At 34.9% G+C, this 20,624-nt stretch carries 18 protein-coding genes and 3 pseudogenes; 20 read left to right on the plus strand and 1 reads right to left on the minus strand.

What is annotated here, in order from left to right; translation table 11 throughout:
* Positions 1–14 precede the first annotated feature (14 nt).
* The 9 genes and pseudogenes from flgE to DM800_RS26500 form a co-directional block, all read left to right on the plus strand.
* Positions 15–1,328, plus strand: coding sequence for a flagellar hook protein FlgE (gene flgE, locus DM800_RS26455; RefSeq protein ID WP_048566835.1), 1,314 nt, complete (start codon positions 15–17; stop codon positions 1,326–1,328).
* A 49-nt stretch (positions 1,329–1,377) separates the two neighbouring features.
* Positions 1,378–1,716, plus strand: a complete 339-nt coding sequence (locus DM800_RS26460) for a DUF3964 family protein (RefSeq protein WP_000213334.1) — start codon at positions 1,378–1,380, stop codon at positions 1,714–1,716.
* Between the two features lie 231 nt (positions 1,717–1,947).
* A complete protein-coding gene (locus tag DM800_RS26465; protein ID WP_000068318.1) occupies positions 1,948–2,433 on the plus strand; it encodes a hypothetical protein in 486 nt (161 codons plus the stop codon).
* Positions 2,434–2,553: 120 nt separating this feature from the next.
* A complete protein-coding gene (locus DM800_RS26470) occupies positions 2,554–3,462 on the plus strand; it encodes a chemotaxis protein (protein WP_064459934.1) in 909 nt (302 codons plus the stop codon).
* Between the two features lie 622 nt (positions 3,463–4,084).
* Entirely contained in the window at positions 4,085–5,032 is a 948-nt protein-coding gene (locus tag DM800_RS26475) for a DNA-binding domain-containing protein (RefSeq protein WP_147788002.1), read from the plus strand.
* 360 nt (positions 5,033–5,392) lie between these two features.
* Positions 5,393–5,564: pseudogene (locus tag DM800_RS30085) on the plus strand (molybdopterin molybdenumtransferase MoeA); the annotation flags it as partial.
* A gap of 631 nt (positions 5,565–6,195) precedes the next feature.
* A complete protein-coding gene (locus DM800_RS29760) occupies positions 6,196–8,313 on the plus strand; it encodes a hypothetical protein (protein WP_255447070.1) in 2,118 nt (705 codons plus the stop codon).
* Between the two features lie 932 nt (positions 8,314–9,245).
* Positions 9,246–9,587: pseudogene (gene tnpA, locus DM800_RS26495) on the plus strand (IS200/IS605 family transposase).
* A 32-nt stretch (positions 9,588–9,619) separates the two neighbouring features.
* Positions 9,620–9,769: pseudogene (locus DM800_RS26500) on the plus strand (RNA-guided endonuclease TnpB family protein); the annotation flags it as partial.
* Positions 9,770–10,427: 658 nt separating this feature from the next.
* Here DM800_RS26500 and DM800_RS26505 read toward each other — a convergent pair.
* Entirely contained in the window at positions 10,428–11,240 is an 813-nt protein-coding gene (locus tag DM800_RS26505) for a flagellin N-terminal helical domain-containing protein (RefSeq protein ID WP_147787972.1), read from the minus strand.
* Between the two features lie 257 nt (positions 11,241–11,497).
* Between DM800_RS26505 and DM800_RS26510 the strand changes: the two genes are divergently transcribed.
* The 11 genes from DM800_RS26510 (at position 11,498) to flhF (ending at position 20,597) form a co-directional block, all read left to right on the plus strand.
* Positions 11,498–12,283 carry a lytic transglycosylase domain-containing protein gene (locus DM800_RS26510; protein WP_147787973.1) on the plus strand — a complete coding sequence of 262 codons (786 nt, stop codon included), beginning with the start codon at positions 11,498–11,500 and terminating at the stop codon, positions 12,281–12,283.
* 62 nt (positions 12,284–12,345) lie between these two features.
* Positions 12,346–12,570, plus strand: a complete 225-nt coding sequence (locus DM800_RS26515) for a flagellar motor switch protein FliN (protein ID WP_000775712.1) — start codon at positions 12,346–12,348, stop codon at positions 12,568–12,570.
* Positions 12,571–12,584: 14 nt separating this feature from the next.
* A complete protein-coding gene (fliM, locus tag DM800_RS26520) occupies positions 12,585–13,571 on the plus strand; it encodes a flagellar motor switch protein FliM (protein WP_000012366.1) in 987 nt (328 codons plus the stop codon).
* A 10-nt stretch (positions 13,572–13,581) separates the two neighbouring features.
* Positions 13,582–13,941 (plus strand): flagellar motor switch protein FliN, encoded by a 360-nt coding sequence (fliN, locus tag DM800_RS26525; RefSeq protein WP_097908546.1) that lies wholly within the window; start codon positions 13,582–13,584, stop codon positions 13,939–13,941.
* Positions 13,942–13,953: 12 nt separating this feature from the next.
* Positions 13,954–14,274 (plus strand): hypothetical protein, encoded by a 321-nt coding sequence (locus DM800_RS26530; RefSeq protein ID WP_000121176.1) that lies wholly within the window; start codon positions 13,954–13,956, stop codon positions 14,272–14,274.
* A complete protein-coding gene (locus tag DM800_RS26535; protein WP_001220582.1) occupies positions 14,271–15,029 on the plus strand; it encodes a flagellar type III secretion system pore protein FliP in 759 nt (252 codons plus the stop codon). The genes DM800_RS26530 and DM800_RS26535 overlap by 4 nt, the downstream gene beginning before the upstream one ends.
* Positions 15,030–15,062: 33 nt before the next feature.
* On the plus strand, positions 15,063–15,338 hold the full coding sequence (locus DM800_RS26540) for a flagellar biosynthetic protein FliQ (RefSeq protein WP_001098085.1): 276 nt from the start codon (positions 15,063–15,065) through the stop codon (positions 15,336–15,338).
* A 15-nt stretch (positions 15,339–15,353) separates the two neighbouring features.
* Positions 15,354–16,115, plus strand: a complete 762-nt coding sequence (locus DM800_RS26545) for a flagellar biosynthetic protein FliR (RefSeq protein ID WP_088062913.1) — start codon at positions 15,354–15,356, stop codon at positions 16,113–16,115.
* A 10-nt stretch (positions 16,116–16,125) separates the two neighbouring features.
* Positions 16,126–17,172 (plus strand): flagellar type III secretion system protein FlhB, encoded by a 1,047-nt coding sequence (gene flhB / locus DM800_RS26550; protein WP_001040117.1) that lies wholly within the window; start codon positions 16,126–16,128, stop codon positions 17,170–17,172.
* Positions 17,173–17,196: 24 nt separating this feature from the next.
* Complete coding sequence (gene flhA, locus DM800_RS26555; protein WP_064476528.1) at positions 17,197–19,263, plus strand: flagellar biosynthesis protein FlhA; 2,067 nt, start codon at positions 17,197–17,199, stop codon at positions 19,261–19,263.
* Positions 19,264–19,277: 14 nt separating this feature from the next.
* Positions 19,278–20,597 (plus strand): flagellar biosynthesis GTPase FlhF, encoded by a 1,320-nt coding sequence (gene flhF / locus DM800_RS26560; RefSeq protein ID WP_088062914.1) that lies wholly within the window; start codon positions 19,278–19,280, stop codon positions 20,595–20,597.
* Positions 20,598–20,624 lie beyond the last annotated feature (27 nt).

Consider the following 20,624-nt stretch of genomic DNA (forward strand, 5'->3'; position numbering starts at 1 on the left):
AGTGTACAAAGGTTATGATTAAAGCGTTATATACAAGTATTACAGGGATGAATGCAGCACAAAATGCATTAAGTGTTACTTCAAATAATATTGCAAATGCACAAACAGTTGGATATAAAAAGCAAAAGGCTATTTTTGATGATTTGCTATATAATAATACGGTTGGTTCACGTGGTGATGGTGCTTATGCTGGTACGAATCCAAAGAGTATTGGTAACGGTGTAAAGTTCAGTGGGACATCTACAGATTTTAGTGATGGTTCTATTACTTTAACTAGTGATAAGATGGAGACAGCGATAGAAGGAAACGGTTTGTTTTTAGTTGGTGATCGTAATGCTGGAAATGTAGAGTATACGAGAAAAGGGTCTTTCGGTGTATCGAAAGATAGCTATGTTACAAATACAGGTGGACAGTATGTACTAGGTTATGGTGTAAAAACAGGAACACAAGAAGTAGATTTTTCTTCACGACCAAGCCCAATTCATATTCCAATGGGATCAGCTGTTGGTGGGATTCAAACAGATAAAGCGACAATAGGCGGAAACCTTCCTAGAAACCAAAATGCATTATCTCACGAATTCACAGTTTTTGATGCGGAAGGGAATTCGTTAACGTTACGTGTAAATATTAAACAAAAGACTACAAAAGAGACTGTAGATGGTAAAGAAGTTGAAAAGCCAGTGCCAGGCGAATATACATATTCAGTTTCTGTAAGAAATGATTCTAAAAACGAAAAAGAATTTAAGCCTATTGAAGGTATGCCGGACAACAAACCGCTTATATTTGATACATTAGGAAATTTAAAGCAAACAGATGAACCTGTACAAAAAGATCCAGTAACTGGCGAAATTACTAAAGGTGGATCTGTTCAAATTCCTTTTGGTGGTGGTCTAACACTTGATTTAAGCGGATTAACAAATTATCCGACAGGGAAAACTATTTCTACAACAGAAGTAACGGGGCGTCCAGCTGCAATTGCAAATGACTATTCTATTTCTGACGGTGGTTTCGTTATGATGAAATATTCAGATGGTAGTATGAAAGTTGTAGGACAACTAGCTGTAGCTACATTCCCGAATTCAGGTGGATTAATGAAAACAGGAAATGGAAATTATGTTGCGACACCATCAGCGGGTATTCCAGGAATAGGTGTTGCTGGTGAGAATGGTGCAGGTAATGTACGAGGGTCAGCAAAAGAAAGTTCAAACGTAGATTTATCTGTAGAATTTGTTGATTTAATGCTTTATCAACGCGGATTCCAAGGAAATGCGAAAGTAATTAAAGTTTCTGATGAAGTATTAAATGAAGTTGTAAACTTAATTCGATAATATATAATAAAGAAAAATTGTAATGTAGTAGAAAGGGTTTTTTATTCGTATGACGACAAGACAAGAGCGAATTTTACAATTGCCTTTTTTCGAAAATAAACGTGAACTTGCTGAGCAAGTGTTAAAAATGGAACGAGAAGAGCATATATATTTACCTGATCAATTTGAAATTAAGCAAGTACCTGCATATTCATTTGGTGAAAAGCAATCAATCATTGGCCGTATTCATGAGTTTTATTTCGTAAGTGTTGGTAGCGAGGGAGAATGGAAGTATCAACTGTTTAAGGACGAGATGAAGTGCCGTGAGTTTTTTATTACACTATCAGGGATAACGGATCAGCAGATTGCATTTTGGTTCAATAACATCGAGTTATTGAAAAGCTCTTAAAAAGCTTTTAAAAGCCCTTTGTTAGGTTTTGAGAGAGAGGATCTGGCGGTTAGTGCCTATGCTTATGTGGGTGCTTGACCGTTGTTTAAGACCAGAGATATGGAGAGTTACTAGGTTAGTTTAAGATTTAAGCGAAGTGTAGTATGAATAATACCTGTGGTCTTAGCGTGTTAGATGGACTAATAAGTTTATTTGTGACGATAGATTTCTATAAAAGGAGAGGTGAGGAGGATGGCGCAGAATAAGTATCGCGTTACATTCATTTCGCCGAGTGAGGTTGAGCAGCGGACTGTAATGGCGGCGAGTAGTTTGCCAGATTTAATTCGTAAAGTAGAGAGTATTATTGCAGATCCGAACGGTTACTTTGTAAATGATAAAAAAAATAATTGCTATTTTAAAGTGATTAAAGAAAATGTTACGTTTATTCAATATGAGTTACTATTTTCGGATAAGGAAATTCATATTGAAAAATTAAAACATATAGCACCAGCTATATTGAAACAATTATTTAAAAAAATAAATGATCCAGAATTATATGCGCTTGCGCTACTTGATGTTGATATAGCGACGAAAGAATATGTGCTAGAAGAAATGGATTCGGAGCTAAGAATAAGAGTAGAAACGGAGCTTTCAAAAAAGTGGGAAGCAATGCCGACAGAAATTGTAGGAGCGCAAGAAGTGTTATTAGAGGCACTTGCTTCGTTTATACAAGATTAAGCGTCTTTTAAAATAAATCGTTCAACTATCTATATTTTTTATATAGATAGTTGACTTTTTCGGGTTAATAAAGCTTAATAATTAGATATACGGAATTAATGGAAGGGGAGCGACACCTTTATGTCACAAGCACAAAGTATTTTATTAGAAAGTGGAACAAATGAATTAGAGATTGTTACATATACTGTTGGTGAAAACCTATTTAGTATCAACGTAATGAAAGTACGTGAAATCATTAATCCATTCCCTGTTACAACGGTGCCAGAATCTCATCATGCAGTTGAAGGTGTTGTTCAAGTACGTGGTGAAATTTTACCTGTTATTAACTTAGCGACGGCTCTTAATTTAAAATCAACAAAGCCACTTGATCAAACGAAATTTATTATCTCTGAATTAAACCAAATGAAGGTTATTTTCCGCGTTGATGAAGTGCATCGTATTCAACGTATTTCGTGGGAACAAATTGATGAACCAGCTTCATTATCTATGGGACTAGAGGAAACGACATCTGGTATTGTAAAGCTAGATGGAAAAATCATCTTACTATTAGATTACGAGAAAATTGTATGTGAAATTAGCGGTACTGGCTATGACAATAAATCACTTGCAGGTTTAGAACAAAAAACGGATCGAGCTGAAAAAGTTATTTATATTGCAGAAGATTCAGCAATGCTTCGTCAAATATTAGAAGAAACATTATCATCAGCTGGATATACGAAAATGAATTTCTTCAGCAATGGTGCAGAAGCATTAGCACAAATTGAAAAGCTAGCGAAAGAGCAAGGGGAAAAAATGTTTGAACATATTCACTTGCTAATTACTGATATTGAAATGCCGAAAATGGATGGACATCATTTAACGAAAGTAGTTAAAGATAGTGAAGTAATGAATCGTTTACCAGTCATTATTTTCTCTTCATTAATTACAAATGAATTATTCCATAAAGGCGAAGCTGTAGGAGCAAATGCGCAAGTAAGTAAGCCAGATATTCAAGAGTTAATTGGTTTAGTTGATAAGTTAGTACTTTAAAAGTTTTTATTGGCTGGAAGAGAGAATCTAGCGAGGTCAGTGCCTAATAGAGCCCCATGCGATTAAGACCAGAGATATGGAGTAGTTTTAGGTCAGTAGAAGAATAGAGCCTTTAATTGAGGGTTTGAAGAACCGATATACAACTCTATTCTTTTAGTAGGGAGGAGGGAACTAGCCATGTGTAAGTAATACTGGCTAGTTCCTTTTTAGTATTCTATACTCTGTACAGGTAGAAAGATTAAACGTTTCTGGAGTGTTTGTGGCTGTATGAATAGTCTCTATTTCGAGATTTTCAATTTGTTTAATGAATAAATAGCGGGCTTGTTTATTTGAAAATATAAGAGATCGTATTTTTGGATTATGCTAGTAAGGTTGCGTAGTAACGCAAACTTTTTCGGTGAAAATATATCCGAAATACCATATAATATAATTAATATGTAATTATACATATTAATTAAAAATAATTTTTCTATTTCTATACTTTCTATACATTTTTGTATGTTTAATATTTGACAGATAATTTCGAAATGTTATAATATGGATATGTAAAAATTTCTATTTTCTGAGAAGACATGGGAGTCAGATGAGAATTGTGAAAGGATGAGGGGGAGTGACACAGATTATGTATCACCACACAGCAATCAATGTATTAAATCTTTTACAAAACATGTCAAATAATAAAATGAACGATGTACAACTAGAAGAGGAATTTAAAAAAATAGAAAAACAATTCCGAGTAGAGTATGAAGAATTAGTTGATTTATATAATAGAATGGTATTATTTCAAATAGATATCGAAAAAAATGGTGGGATGCGAGCGTATGAAAAATCTACAATTACATGGCTGAAGTCTGAGCTAGAGTTACTGTATGAAGTGTATCAATTTTCCCAACGTCACGGTTTAAACATTATTAATATTTCAAAATACATTAGTAAAAAAGAACTAAATCTTTTTCCAAAAACAGCAAGTCAATTACAAAATACGTATTACAAATTAAAAAAATGTGAAATACCGTTTGAAAATATTGAAAAACAAAAACCAGGACGAAAGCGAAAATATACACCTGTAAAAAAATCAATTGTTGAAATGAAAAAAGAAAACAAACAAGAATTAAGAAATGAAGTTCCAAATACAGAGAACGAAAAAAGCCTTGTAACAGTTATATCTGGTATTGTTGATAATTTTGAAACGATTAGCCAGTGTAGTGAAAGAGAAGAGCATGAACTACATCAGTTCATGGAAGGAATCTATAAGCTTTCTAGCATGGCTGCAGAGCGTTCAAAAGATGAAAAGAATGCTCGTGGTCTCGAAGGCGAATTACATGTATTGCGAGCTGAAAATGAAAGGCTAAAACGAGAAAAGGAAGAGCTTGTTCATGATATAAAAGAAATGACGCATCATTTAATTCATTTCATTACGAGCTCTGATATCAATCAAATTCGCACATTACCTTTCTTCGTAAAAGAATGTAAACAAGATTTGCATAAATTAGGGTTATATAACGCACAAGACGGTAAAATGAAAATTATGGTTGATCGTAGTGGACAGGTTATGACTGTAACGCAGTAATAAAATTTGGGTACAAAATAAAAGGGAGATACATAGTTTATATGTATTTCCCTTTTGTTTTGTGTGGAATCGTTCCGGGAAAAGGGGGAATATGTGAAAATGAAGCCTTTAATTAAAAAGAGATAAGGCTTCTTTCCGAGGTGAAGATATTCGAAAAGGAATGATTTTTAGGAAACGAAGAGTTTACATCAATCTAGGTATTTCATTCTTCTTTGCTACATTTGATTACAGCGAAGTACCAGTTGTGAAAAAGTGTTAAGTAAAAGAAGATATATTAATTACAATTGGTGGTGTATCAGTGGAGAATTATAAATGTTTACTAGCTAAATATTATTAGTAAAATCTAGTATCCGTACCTAGATGCTTAGTGAAAAATCACACGTGAAACGAGAAAGAACATTACTGGGAGAAGATTTTCTAAAACCTATCCATTTAAAAGATTTATACGAACAAAGCTATATTGTAATTAAGAGCTATTATTCGCCTATCCATCAGGATTAGATAATCTAGTTCGTTTTCTTTGTTAGTAGGTTGAAACACTTTTATTATACTACTAGACGGTACGGGAGGATATAAAAAGGGAATTAGATGTTCTCTATCCATTGCAGGGTGGAATATATTTACTGTTATTGTACACTTTACCCATTAAATAAAAATCTATTATTGAGTACTATAGCTTAATCCATATAGATAATTTGTTCTGTTAATATTTGAAACTTGTTATCTATGCAAATCACGGTTTCTTTTTGAAGCGGTAACATTGGAAGGTTGAGCAACTAATTAAAAAATATTTATACCTGTATGGGCACAACTCGTAATTAAGATATTTTATAGACGAGTAGAAACAACATTTAGTGCTTTGTTAAAATTTTTAAGTTAGTATTCATTCGATATTGGGTTTCATATAAGGGGATTATGAGTATATATGACAGTTGCTTGTATTTTTATTGGCCACTAGTTTGAAAATTAAATTTTAAGTGAAACAATTCTCAGAAATACTTTAAATGATAGTTAATTAAATTTTTTTATAAAAAAATTTAATTAACTATCTAGCTTATTTTTAAAAAAAGTAGGATAATATAAATCGTTAATATATAGTATTGTAAAATAAAAATATAAAATTATTTTTATAAATAAAAAATAAGATTTGGGAGGCTATAACAATGAAAAATAAAAATACAAAATTTTTAACAGGTCTTGGTATGAGTTCAATATTATTGATGTCTGCTATTCACCCAACTTCTACAGCTTTTGCAGCAGTAGAGAAATCTGGTGATCTAAAAGCGACATATGTAAAAATAGAAAATAAAAAAACTGGTGATACAGATTCGATTCAAGTAAGTGAATTGGAAGCAGGGGATAAAGTAAGAGTTTATAGTACAATCAAATCTACAGAGATATTAGCAGAGGGCACAGTAGAAGATCAGGGTAAATCTTTGACAATTTCTAAGAAGGATTTATTAGAAGCAAAAGGTGGCACAGTGTATGTCACTGTGACGAAAAAAGAAAAGGAAGAAAGTTCCCGAACAGCGATAAAATATACTGCGGAGCCAGTAACAAAAGCACCGGCTGTAAAAATGATAACAGTAGTGAATAATAAAGCAAGTGTAGAAGATGAAGTAAAAGTGGAAGGTGTAAAAAAAGGGGCTACAGTAAGAGTTTATGATGCTTCTAGTGGAGGGAAAGAGCTAGGAAAAGCAATTGTAAAGGGCGATTCTGAGCTAGAAATAGGTATAGTGAAAATCAAACAAATTGCAAAAAATGCAAAAACTACTGGAACAGTATATGTAAGTGTTGAAAATGTAGATGGTTTAGAAAGCTCACGAACAGCAGTGAAATATGATACGGAAGTATCAGCAGCGCCAGCAGCAAAAACAATCACGGTAGAGAACAATAAAGCAGGTGCGAAAGATACAATTAAAGTAACAGACTTAACAGAAGGTGACATTGTAAAAGTATACAATGTAGCGAAAGATGGAGAAGTAAAAGCAACATCAGAAGCAGTAGCTGAAGGTGGAAAAGAAGCAACAATTGAAGTGAAAGACTTATTAGAGTCAACAGGTGGAACAGTGTACGTAACTGTGACAAAACCAAACAAAGATGAAAGTAGCCGAACAGCAGTAAAATACGTAACAGAGCCAGTAACAACGGCGCCAGCGGCGGATACAATCGCAGTAGCAAATAATAAAAAAGCAGCAGAAGATACAATCAAAGTAACAGGTTTAGTTGCAGGTGATATTGTAACGGTATATGACGCAGCAACAAAAGGAAATGAATTAGCAACAGAAACGGTAGCAAAAGAGAAACAAGAAGTAGAGATTAAAAAAGCAGATCTTCTAAAAGCAACAGGTGGAACAGTGTATGTGAGCGTAAAAGGTGTAGATGGTTTAGAAAGCTCACGAACAGCAGTGAAATATGATACGGAAGTATCAGCAGCGCCAGCAGCAAAAACAATCACGGTAGAGAACAATAAAGCAGGTGCGAAAGATACAATTAAAGTAACAGGTTTAGCAGAAGGTGATATTGTGAAAGTATACAATGTAGCAAAAGATGGAGAAGCAATAGCGACATCACCAATAGGTGATGGGGGAACAGGAGTAGCATTCAATGAGAAAGACTTATTAGAGTCAACAGGTGGCACAGTGTATGTAACTGTGACAAAACCAAACAAAGATGAAAGTAGCCGAACAGCAGTAAAATACGCAACAGAGCCAGTAACAAAGGCGCCAGCGGCGGATACAATCACAGTAGCAAATAATAAAAAAGCAGCAGAAGATACAATCAAAGTAACAGGTTTAGCTGAAGGCGATATCGTAACGGTATATGACGTAGCAACAAAAGGAAATGCATTAGCAACAGGAACGGTAGCAAAAGAGAAACAAGAAGTAGAGATTAAAAAAGCAGATCTTCTAAAAGCAACAGGTGGAACAGTGTATGTGAGCGTAAAAGGTGTAGATGGTTTAGAAAGCCCACGAACAGCAGTGAAATATGATACGGAAGTATCAGCAGCTCTAAAAGCAAACAATATTGTTGTGCTAAACAATGATGGTGAAGATGATATTGTAAGAGTAACAGGGTTAGCTACAGGTGATGTTGTAAATGTTTATGACGCATTAACAGAAGGGGAAAAACTAGGCACAAATACTGTAGGAGATAAAAAGACAGCAGTAAATGTAAAAATCAAACAACTAGGGGAACAGGCAGGAAAAGTTTATGTTACTGTCACAAAGAATAATAAGCTAGAAAGTGCACGCACAGCAAAAGATTATATTGCGGAGTAAATGAATAAATAATTTTTATAATTATTGATAAAAAAGCATCGGGATATTTCTGAAAAGAAAATACCTGGTGCTTTTTAATTTTCTTTGAGAGATTTTATAAAGAATAAGAAACTGAATGATTAAGAATAATGGAGAAGAACATAGGCGTATCTGGAAGCAAATATTTTAGGTTTCCTAATGTTATTTCTTATATATATAGATGTTTTAAATTTAGGCATAGATTATTATTTCTATTAAATCATACTTGTAATTTAATTTTTTTATTGGTTACTTTAGATCATGTAATTTATATTTTTAGGTAGATAGAGATTATAAATATATACACTTTGATAAAGGAGTGCTTAAAAGAGAAGTGAGATAGGAGAAGGTTAATGGAATATAATATGACTAGATGAATGAAAAAATAGTAAGGGAATTTGGTTTAAGAAGGCATATTGGTTGTTATATAATTCAAAAAAATTAGGTAATGTTATAACTGTTTGTGGGACGAAATTTGCTTATTGTTGTTTATGATAATAATTTATATTTCACAAAATCACTAAAGTTTTTGGCTTTATAAGACCTATCTATAGTTGAAAAAGAATACAAAGATATGTATTGAGTATTTGAGTGTAGTGTCTAATATGTAATTGAAGCCGTAGTATCATTACATTCATTTTAGTATGGTGATGTTGCATTTCTTGGAATGCAATATTTATTTTTGTAATTGCTTTACTAGCCTCAGCCTTTGTTGTGATTTTAAGAGTACTTTTTAACTAAAGAGGCTTCCTTTTTACAGCCCTTTCCGAACGAGAAAGCCCATCGCATTTAGAAATGGGATGAAAGTGAGGTTGGATACGGAGTGTCACTAAAAATCGTAAGGTTTGTGGTGCTTTAAGTATCCAAAGTATTGGTAGTTTCTTCGAGTATTTTTTGTGATTTTTCGAAAATAACTGGTGCATTGTAACTATAATCATTTTATAATTTGTTCACGATACAGAAGAAAGATTTTTTAAAATGCAAAAGTAGAAGAATGTTTCAAAGTGTTGGTTGAAGAGATATGTAAAGAACTTGATATCATTATTATCGCAATAGAATGTGATAAAGACCACGTTCACTTGTTTTTAAATATACTGCCAACACTTAGTCCTGCTGATACAATGGCAAAAATAAAAGAAGTGCCATCGAAACGTTTGAGAGAGGGATTTCCTCATCTTATGTACTTGCAAGGTTAATGGACGTGTGCCTACTTTATTTCTACTGCTGGAAATGTATCAAATGAGACAATTAAATAATATGTTGAAAATCAAAAAAAGGGGTGAAATGTATGTCAAAGACCATAACAGTTAAAGTGAAATTGCTTCCCACAAAAGAAAAAATTAGCTTATTGGAACAAAGTAGCCGTGAGTATATCAAACTCATGAATATGCTTGTATCTGAAATGGTTGAAGCAAGGGAGAGCACGAAAAAAAGTACAAGTGTCAACGTAGGTTTGAGACACATCGTGATATCGTTGAGGCGATGAATATTTGCTACGCAACTGTGATTGATGGTAACAGTCAAAATCAGCCTAAGCACTTATATGGTCTGGTTTAGGGGGGCAATGAGATGCTCTCATCTTGAAGGTTGTTCAAAACAGAAATGGACTACGAACGTTTAGTTATTCAAGAATCCCACCCGTAAATCAGTAAATCCGTAAGGGTTTGGCTTGAGACTTTAGTCGTGGGAGCCTTAATTAATGAAGAGAATAATAGGGCTTGTTGTAGGATCGAGTTTATTATTAGTAAGTGAGTTGTTCTGATAATTTATTTGGTTCTTTATTTAGAGTTGTTTGATTAAAAGGTGTTTTATTAAGAGAATTTATGGGGAAATCAGACACTTTTGTTAGCGCCACTAGTAGATTGTAAAGTATGGTTTCTTTTTTTGTGTATTATCTTTTTTGTAGAAGAACCATCTGGGAGTTTGTTCGATATAATTGATTGTTGAGTATATAGGAATTTTATCTTTATATGATGGTAGAGCCTTTGTAATAATTGAATGTATACCATAGAACGTAGGAGTATATCTTTTTAAACATTGTAAAAAATACATCTCTCAGTAAGGAGAGAGATGTATTTTAGTAGAAATCAAATGGATTATTGTAATAATTTACTTACCATTTGTGGAGTTTGGTTTGCTTGAGAAAGCATGCTGATGCCAGCTTCGTTCAAGATTTTGAACTTAGTCATTTCAGACATTTCTTTCGCCATGTCAGCGTCTTCGATTTGAGAAGCTGAAGCAGCCATGTTTGTTGCTTGGTTAGTAACGTTTGTTAAGTTATGATCTAAACGGTTTAATTGAGAACCGAAAGTTGCTCTATGATCAGCAACTGTTTGGATGGCAGCATCTACGGCCTCCATTGCAGCTTTAGCATTATCTGGAGTTGTTAAATCTCCAACGGCAGTAAGAAGTGTAGCTGCTGATGCATCAATTGCAGTAACTGTAAGTTTATCACCAGATACATCAGAAAGTTGAAGATCAACATCTGTACCGTCAGTGCTTAAAATTTTATTTCCGTTAAAGTTTGTTGTACCGGAAATATGGTCAATTTCTTCAGCTAATGCTTGGTATTCTAAATCTAAAGAAGCTTGGTCTTTATCTTTGTTAGTACCGTTTGCAGATTGGGTTGCAAGATCACGCATACGAAGTAAGATGTTTGAAATTGAGTTTAATGCTGCATCAGCAGTACGAAGCATAGACATACCGTCTTGCGTGTTACGAGCACCGACGTTTAAGCCGCCCTCTTTTGCACGCATACGAGTAGCGATTGCTAGACCTGCCGCATCGTCAGCCGCACTGTTGATTGATTTACCGCTTGATAAGCGATTCATAGCTGTATTCATTTTGTCTTGGTTTTGGCGCATGTACTCTTGAGTACGCATGCTGTTAATGTTTGTATTAATTCTCATGTTAAGAAACCCCCATTTTTTTATATTGACTTTTCTGCAAATTGAAAAACGGTAATATGCGAAAAAATCAATTTCGAGATTTATTGTAATCCCTGTCATAGCGGGTGTCAACTAAAAATTCGAATTAATAAATATAAAAAAATAACAGTTTAACAATATATTCATTTTTTTATTACAATATTATTAAAAGGATTATTGCAAACTTTAAAAAAAAACTCTAATATTAGATTATCTTTGTTTACCGAAAAGGTGATATTATGTTAGTTGGAAATATAGTAAAAGAAGTGCTTGCATATAAGAAAGGACAAATTCAGCAAAAGCTAAGTAGTCCACAAGCATTCGTTAGTAGTCGTTTTCAAGAGAAGTTGCAGAGTGAACCTGCGAAGGAGGCGAAGGGTACTACGCAGCCGGCAAAGGTAGAGGATATGAGTCAGCCGGTACAATCTACGAAAATAGAAACGGTTGTGAATAAACCGGAACAATCTATTAATAAAGTAGAGGAAGCGAGTAAGCCTGAAGAAAAGACTGAAACGAAGAACGTAGATGAAGTGCAAGTCGCACAAAAAGAGTTTGAACGACGTTTCCCAGAAACGAAAAATGAGGCTGCTGATACGTGGGAATTAACGAAGAAGTATAATATTCAAAAAATACGTTCTTCCAATGAGGGGAAGTATGAGGATATTATTGATAGAGTGAGTCGTACATACGGAATTCCGAAAACGTTAATTCAAAAAATGATTGAAGTAGAGTCTAATTTTAATCCGAAAACGGTGTCACATGCAGGTGCGATGGGTCTTATGCAGCTTATGCCAGCGAATGTGAAAGAGATGGGTATAAAAAATCCATTTTCACCAGCTGAAAGTATTGAGGGCGGTGTGAAAGAGTTAAGCGGTTATTTAAAGAAAAATAACGGCGACTTAGTATTGGCACTTGCTTCTTATAATGCTGGCCCTGGTAATGTGAGAAAGTACGGAGGCGTACCACCATTTAAAGAAACGCAAGGATATATTAAAAAAATATTAAATATCGACGTTTCAAAATAAGAAATTTCATATATAGAGAGAACATGAAATTTTCGTGAACATGATATGGGAGTTGGCTAGATTTGAAATTACAAGATGATATTCCGTTAACAATTTATTTTGAAATCGGAAATACGAAAAAGAAAATTGAAGATTTGCTTCATATTACGAAAGGTACATTGTATCGTCTTGAAAATTCAACGAAAAATACGGTGCGTCTTATGCTTGAGAATGAAGAGATTGGAACCGGAAAGATTTTGACGAAAAACGGGAAGATGTACGTTGAAATCGTTGAATTGAAAAGGTAGGGAAGGGGATTGTCATGAGTGGCGAAAAATTAAGCCAAGAGCAAATTGATGCCCTGCTGAAGGCGGTAAATGAAGGCGAGGAAATGCCAGCTTTCGCACAAGAAGCAGGGAAGCAAGAGAAATTTCAAGAGTATGATTTTAATAGACCGGAGAAGTTCGGTGTTGAGCATTTACGTAGCTTGCAAGCAATTGCTTCTACATTTGGTAAACAGACGTCACAGACGTTGTCAGCGCGTATGCGTATTCCAATTGAGCTAGAGCCTTCAACGGTTGAGCAAGTTCCGTTTACGAGTGAGTATGTGGAGAAAATGCCGAAAGATTACTATTTATATTGTGTTATTGATCTTGGCCTCCCGGAGCTTGGAGAAATTGTTATTGAGATTGATTTAGCATTCGTTATTTATATTCATGAATGTTGGCTTGGTGGAGATAGTAAGCGTAACTTTACGATGCGCAGACCACTTACCGCATTTGAGTTTTTAACACTGGATAATATTTTTATGCTCCTTTGTAAAAATTTAGAGCAATCATTTGAAAGCGTTGTGGCGATTGAACCAAAATTTGTAACGACGGAGACAGACCCGAATGCATTAAAGATTACGACAGCGAGTGATATCATTTCATTACTGAACGTAAATATGAAAACTGATTTTTGGAATACGACAGTTCGTATCGGTATTCCGTTCTTATCTGTTGAAGAAATTATGGATAAGTTAACATCTGAAAATATTGTTGAACATTCTTCAGATAAACGTAAAAAGTACACGTCTGAAGTGGAAGTGAAAGTAAATCAAGTGTACAAACCTGTTCACGTTGCAATTGGCGAGCAAAAGATGACAATGGGTGAGATTGAACAAATTGAAGAAGGCGATATTATTCCGCTTCATACGAAAGTTTCGGATGAATTACTTGGTTATGTAGATGGAAAGCATAAATTTAATTGTTTTATTGGGAAAGATGGAACGCGTAAGGCGCTCTTATTTAAAAGTTTTGTAGAGTAGGAGGATCCATATGAAGCATGAAGTATCTCCTGTGTCATTAATGGGATTAGAAGATTTTGCAGGAAAGCGAAATGAAGCGGGTAAAGCACATATTGATACCGTTTCAGATATTTCGATTGAACTTGGTGTAAAGCTTGGAAAGTCATCTATTACGCTCGGTGATGTGAAACAGTTAAAAGTTGGCGATGTTCTGGAAGTAGAGAAAAACCTAGGACATAAAGTAGATGTGTATTTAAGTAATATGAAAGTCGGCATTGGGGAAGCGATCGTAATGGACGAGAAGTTCGGTATTATCATTTCTGAAATTGAAGCCGATAAGAAGCAAGCTGCGCTTATGAGAGCGCAAAGTCAAATGCAAGATAAAGAGTAGAGGAGGAGTCATATGTCGTATATGACGACCTTATTTCAAGTCGTTTTACTGTTTGGAGCGCTCGGTTATGGTGCATATTATATGACGAAAAAGACGCGCAAGCAGCAGTTTTTTAAGCAAGGTGAAAATGGCCATATTCAAGTGAAAGACGGTGTGTATTTAAATCATCAAACGAGCGCCTTTTTATTTGAAGTAGACGGCAAGCAAGTGTTCACTGTTATTAGTAATAACGGTGTACAATCTGTGCAATTAACAGGAACAGGAAATCAGTTTCAACAAGCACTAGAAGACGCGGTGAAGAGTGAAACGAAAAAAGTAGAGGATCCATCATGAGAATAAAGAAACAGTTATCATTATTAGCCGTTATTTTCGTATTTTCTATCGTTTTTTCAATTATTTTTGTAAATCCAGCGTATGCGGCCCCGAACGGTTTTATTAATTTCGAAAATGGAAAAGAGTTTACGAGTAATTCAAGTGTACAACTATTTGCGCTCGTTACCCTTTTATCATTATCTTCTTCTATCGTTCTATTATTTACACATTTTACTTATTTTATGATCGTTCTTGGGATTACACGTCAAGGACTTGGGGTAATGAACTTACCACCGAACCAAGTGCTTGTAGGACTTGCACTATTTTTATCCCTCTTCACGATGCAGCCGGTACTTGGGCAGCTAAAGAGCGATGTTTGGGATCCGATGACGAAAGAGAAAATAACAGTAAGTCAAGCTGCGGAGACGACAGCTCCGATTATGAAAGAGTATATGTCAAAGCATACGTATAAGCATGATTTAAAAATGATGCTGAAAGTGCGCGGAGAAGAGTTGCCGAAAGATTTGAAAGATCTTTCATTATTTACGCTCGTACCATCCTTTACGTTAACGCAAATTCAAAAGGGATTATTAACGGGGATGTTCATTTATTTAGCGTTTGTATTTATAGATTTGATTATTAGTACACTTTTAATGTACCTCGGGATGATGATGGTACCGCCGATGATTTTAAGTTTACCATTTAAAATACTCGTTTTCGTATATTTAGGTGGATATACAAAAATCGTCGACATTATGTTTAAAACGGTCGCCTGAAACGTTTGATGCTATGTGATAGGAGTCATATAAATGAATACGTCACCAATTATAGATATTTTTCAAACCTTTTTTTATAAAGGGGTTATGATTTTAATGCCGGTTGCCGGTGTTAGTATGATTGTCGTTATTATTATCGCTGTCATTATGGCGATGATGCAAATTCAAGAACAAACGCTGACGTTTTTACCGAAAATGGCGAGTATTGTACTCGTTATTATCATTTTAGGTCCGTGGATGTTTCAAGAGTTAACGACGCTTATTTTAGATTTATTTGATAAAATCCCATCGCTATTGCGTTCGTACTAAGATAGGTGAACTGAAATGAATATGGAATTATGGGCGGCGACGTTTTTTGCGTTTTGCCGCATTACTTCATTTTTATATTTTTTACCGTTTTTCTCAGGTCGATCCATTCCAGCGATGGCAAAGGTTGTAGTTGGACTTGCTCTTTCAATCACAGTTGCGGATCAAGTTGATGTCTCTCACATAAAGACAACTTGGGACGTGGCAGCTTATGCAGGAACGCAAATAGTAATTGGATTATCGCTTTCAAAAATTGTAGAAATGCTGTGGAACATTCCAAAAATGGCAGGGCATATTTTAGACTTTGATATCGGTTTATCACAGGCAAGTTTGTTTGATGTAAATGCAGGTTCACAGTCTACTTTACTTTCAACCATTTTTGATATATTTTTTCTCATTATTTTTATTTCACTTGGCGGCATTAATTATTTCGTTGCCACGATTTTAAAGTCGTTTCAATATACAGAGGCGATTTCAAAATTGCTGACGACTAGTTTTCTAGATAGTCTACTCGCAACGTTATTATTTGCGATTACATCCGCGGTTGAAATTGCTCTTCCGCTTATGGGAAGTTTGTTCATCATTAACTTTGTTTTAATTTTAATCGCAAAAAACGCTCCGCAATTAAACGTTTTTATGAATGCGTACGTCATTAAAATCACATGTGGTATTTTGTTTATTGCGATGAGTGTACCGATGCTCGGTTATGTGTTTAAAAATATGACGGATGTATTGCTTGAGGAATATACGAAACTATTTAACTTTTTCTTAACGAAGTAGGGGGACGCGCATGGCAAAGGATAATAAAACAGAAAAGGCCACCCCGCAGAAGCGTAAGAAATCGCGTGAAGAAGGGAATATTGCCCGGAGTAAAGATTTAAATAATTTATTTTCCATACTTGTATTAGCAGTTGTCGTTTACTTTTTCGGAGATTGGCTCGGATATGAGATTGCAAATTCTGTAGCGGTGCTGTTTGATCAAATTGGAAAAAATACAGATTCAACTGAGTATTTTTATTTAATGGGGATTTTATTATTAAAAGTATCCGCGCCGATATTAATACTCGTATACGCTTTTCATTTATTTAATTATATGATTCAAGTCGGTTTCTTATTTTCTTCTAAAGTTATTAAGCCGAAAGCGTCGCGTATTAACCCCAAAAACTATTTTACGAGATTGTTTAGTCGTAAAAGTTTAGTAGATATTTTGAAATCACTATTTTATATGGGATTAATCGGCTACGTTGCTTACGTTCTCTTTAAAAAGAATTTAGAGAAAATCGTTAGTATGATTGGATTTAACTGGACTGCGTCACTTACTGAAATTATTAGGCAAATTAAATTTATCTTTTTAGCTATTTTAATTATATTAATTGTTCTTTCTATTATTGATTTTATTTATCAAAAATGGGAGTACGAACAAGATATTAAGATGAAAAAAGAAGAAGTAAAAAGAGAGCATAAAGATAATGAAGGGGACCCGCAAGTAAAGGGAAAGCGAAAAAACTTTATGCATGCGATCTTGCAAGGGACAATTGCGAAGAAGATGGATGGTGCAACGTTTATTGTAAACAATCCGACTCATATTTCGGTCGTACTTCGGTACAATAAACAGGTTGATGCGGCGCCAATTGTCGTTGCAAAAGGGGAAGATGAGCTCGCATTATACATACGAACGCTTGCCCGCGAACAAGAAATACCAATGGTGGAAAACCGTCCGCTTGCTCGTTCTTTATATTATCAAGTCGAGGAAGATGAGACGATTCCAGAAGATTTATACGTAGCTGTAATTGAAGTTATGCGCTATTTAATTCAAACGAATGAACTTGAAGTATAATAGCGCGGTTGGAGGAGATCTCTTGTGTTTAAGATAGATTCTGCAAGAACCTATTTTTCTATCTTTTTAGCAGCGTCATTCGTAGTGGCGCTCTTAATTCCACTTCCACCATTTATACTTGATATCGTTATCGTTTTTTTACTAAGTATGTCAGTGCTTATTTATATGCGAGCAACAAGTATTAACGAGTGGGATGAATTAAAGTCATTTCCGACGATGCTGTTATTAATCGGGATTTTCCGCGTATCGATTAACGTATCGACGACGCGAGCGATTTTGACAGACGGAAATGCGGGGCATGTTATTGAAGAGTTCGGTCAGTTTGTTATTGGCGGGAACTTATTAATTGGTATCGTTATTTTCATAGTATTAATCATATTCCAGTTTATCGTTGCAAACGGTGCATCTCGTACAGCTGAAGTTGCAGCTCGTTTTACACTTGATTCTTTACCCGGGAAACAAATGTCGATCGATGCTGATTTAAACCAGCGTATTATTACTGAAAAAGATGCACAGGCAAAACGAAAGAAATTAAATATGGAAACAGAGTTTTACGGAGCGATGGATGGTGCCGGAAAGTTCATTAAAGGGGACGTTATTTTCGGGATTGTCATTTTATTCGTAAACATTATTTTCGGTTTAATTGTCGGGATGATGCAGCAGGGCATGAGTTTTGCTGAAGCAGCTATTCACTATACACAGCTAACTGTCGGTGACGGAATCGTAAACCAAATCGGTTCGTTAATGCTTGCGATTTCAACAGGTATTATCGTAACACGTGTATTTGATGGTTCAGCGGATACGGTAACTGAAGGTATCTTTAAAGAGTTATTAGCACATGAAGTTGTTGTATATGCGCTTGGTGGTTTATTTATTGCGATGGGTATTTTCACTCCGCTACCATTTCTACCGTTTGCTCTTGTTGGTGGGACAATTATTTTCTTAGGAATTCGTAATAAAAACCGAATAAAGAAAGAAAAAGAAGACGAGCTTCAAAAAGAATTAGAAATGATTCAAGGCGAAGATGAGCAACTGCAACAAGTGGAAGATTCATTCGGAGTATTTACAGATAAATATCCAATTATAGTAGAACTCGGTTTAGATTTAGCAGCCCTTGTAAAGCAGAAGATTAACGGGGAAACAGCTCGTGATAAAGTTGTTCTTATGAGGAAGTCGATTATTACCGACCTTGGTATTAACGTTCCTGGCATTAACTTTAAAGATAATACGAGTTTTAGACCACGCGGACGTTACATTATTCGTATTAAAGGTGCGAAGGCAGCTGAAGGTGTTTTAAAATCAGGTTATTTATTAGCATTGAAAACACCGAATGTAATGGCCGATTTAGATGCAGAACCAGCGAAAGATCCAATTTTCGGTGAAGATGGATATTGGATTTTAGAGCATATGGTACAAGATGCACAAATGAAAGGCTATCAAGTATTAGAGCCACTTAGCATATTAATTACACATTTAGATGTTGTCGTTAGACGTAATCTTCATGAGTTAATTCAGCGTCAACATGTAAAAGACTTAATTAACTCGCTTGAAAATGATAACGGTGTTTTATTAGAAGAGATTAAGAAGAAAGAAATCGACTTATCACTCGTTCAAAATGTTATTAAACAATTGCTAAAAGAGGGTATTTCTATTCGTGATTTACCAACTATTATCGAAGGTATTATTGACGGAAAAGAAATTTATCAAAATCATGTAGACGGTGTAACGTCATTCGTCCGTGAATGTATTTCAAAAGTGATTTGTGAAAATGCGAAAAATCCTGACGGTAAAATATATGCGGCGCTCTTCTCAGATTCAATAGAGTTAGATGCGGATGTTGTAAATAATTCATACCAAGGTTACTTATTAAACTGGGATTTAGATTTAGAAACACGTGTTGTTGAACAAGTACAGCGTGTCTTTAAACAAGCTCGTTTAATGGGAAGAGAACCAGTATTATTAACGCGTAGAAAAGATTTCAGATTTGCGATTGTAAGACTTCTTGAGCGTTATCAAGTAGAAGCGCAAGTACTTTGTATTAGCGAATTAGCACCAGAAATTGTTGTAGATCAAATTGCCTATATTGAATAGTAGGGGGTGAAGTAATGGAAAGTACAGAAAAGAAAGAAGCGTTAATGCGAATAAAAGCAGCTTCGAAAAATGAATTGTATCGAAAGTTATTTGACCAATATGGTACAGATTATTATTACGTTGTCGATGAAAGTGTAAAACGAAATATCCCGTTTTTTTGGAAAAAGAATTATGAAATGTTAGTTGCTTTTCCAGAGGATAAACAGGAAGAAGTGAATGAAGGCACAGCTCAATTTCATGAACAACTAATGGATGTTGTAAATGATTCTTCAGAACAAATTGTGAAGGCGAACGGAATTCAATCGGTACTGCACAATTTAGAAAACTTGACGACTTCTATGTCATATGCGGCGATGCAAACAGGAAATAGTGAAGAATGGACAAGAAAGAAAGAGAAACTATTAAAGTTGTTTGAAAAAGGTATCGTCGTTGTGAAACAGACGGAAGAAACGAAATTAGCGAAAGTAACAAAAAAGCAAAAAACTGTGAAAAAAGTTGTTCCGGTCAAGAAAGAAGAAGTGGTTGTAAAAAAAGAAAACCAAGAATCTGTACCGTTTATTATTCAAAAAGTAATTCGCATGCTAGAGCAAAACGATGTAGAACAATATTTCATTCATGCATATGCTGAAAAGTTAAAAGTGAAGTTTGAGAATGCGACGATGATTACAGAAGAAGAAGTGATCGGATACATATTGGAAGATATGAGATCTCATTTCAATACGGAAAATGTTTTTGAAAAAGAAGTGCAAACAATTGCATTAATCGGTCCAACTGGAGTTGGAAAAACGACGACACTTGCGAAAATGGCATGGCAGTTTCACGGTAAGAAAAAAACGGTCGGTTTTATTACGACAGATCATTCACGCATTGGAACAGTACAGCAACTGCAAGATTACGTCAAGACAATTGGATTTGAAGTAATCGCTGTACGTGATGAAGCTGCAATGACAAGAGCGCTTACGTATTTTAAAGAAGAAGCACGTGTCGATTATATTTTAATTGATACAGCCGGAAAAAATTATCGTGCGTCAGAAACAGTGGAAGAAATGATTGAAACGATGGGACAAGTAGAGCCAGATTACATTTGTTTAACGTTATCAGCTTCGATGAAAAGTAAAGATATGATTGAAATCATTACGAACTTTAAAGATATTCATATTGATGGTATCGTATTTACGAAATTTGATGAAACAGCAAGTAGTGGTGAATTATTGAAAATTCCAGCAGTATCATCGGCTCCAATTGTATTAATGACAGACGGACAAGACGTGAAGCAACATATACATATCGCTACAGCTGAACATTTAGCGAAACAAATGTTGCAAACATCATAGAAAAGAGGTGAAGGATAAGGCAACTGC

Source organism: Bacillus sp. AY18-3, assembly GCF_008042305.1.
In the GTDB taxonomy this organism is placed as follows: domain Bacteria; phylum Bacillota; class Bacilli; order Bacillales; family Bacillaceae_G; genus Bacillus_A; species Bacillus_A wiedmannii.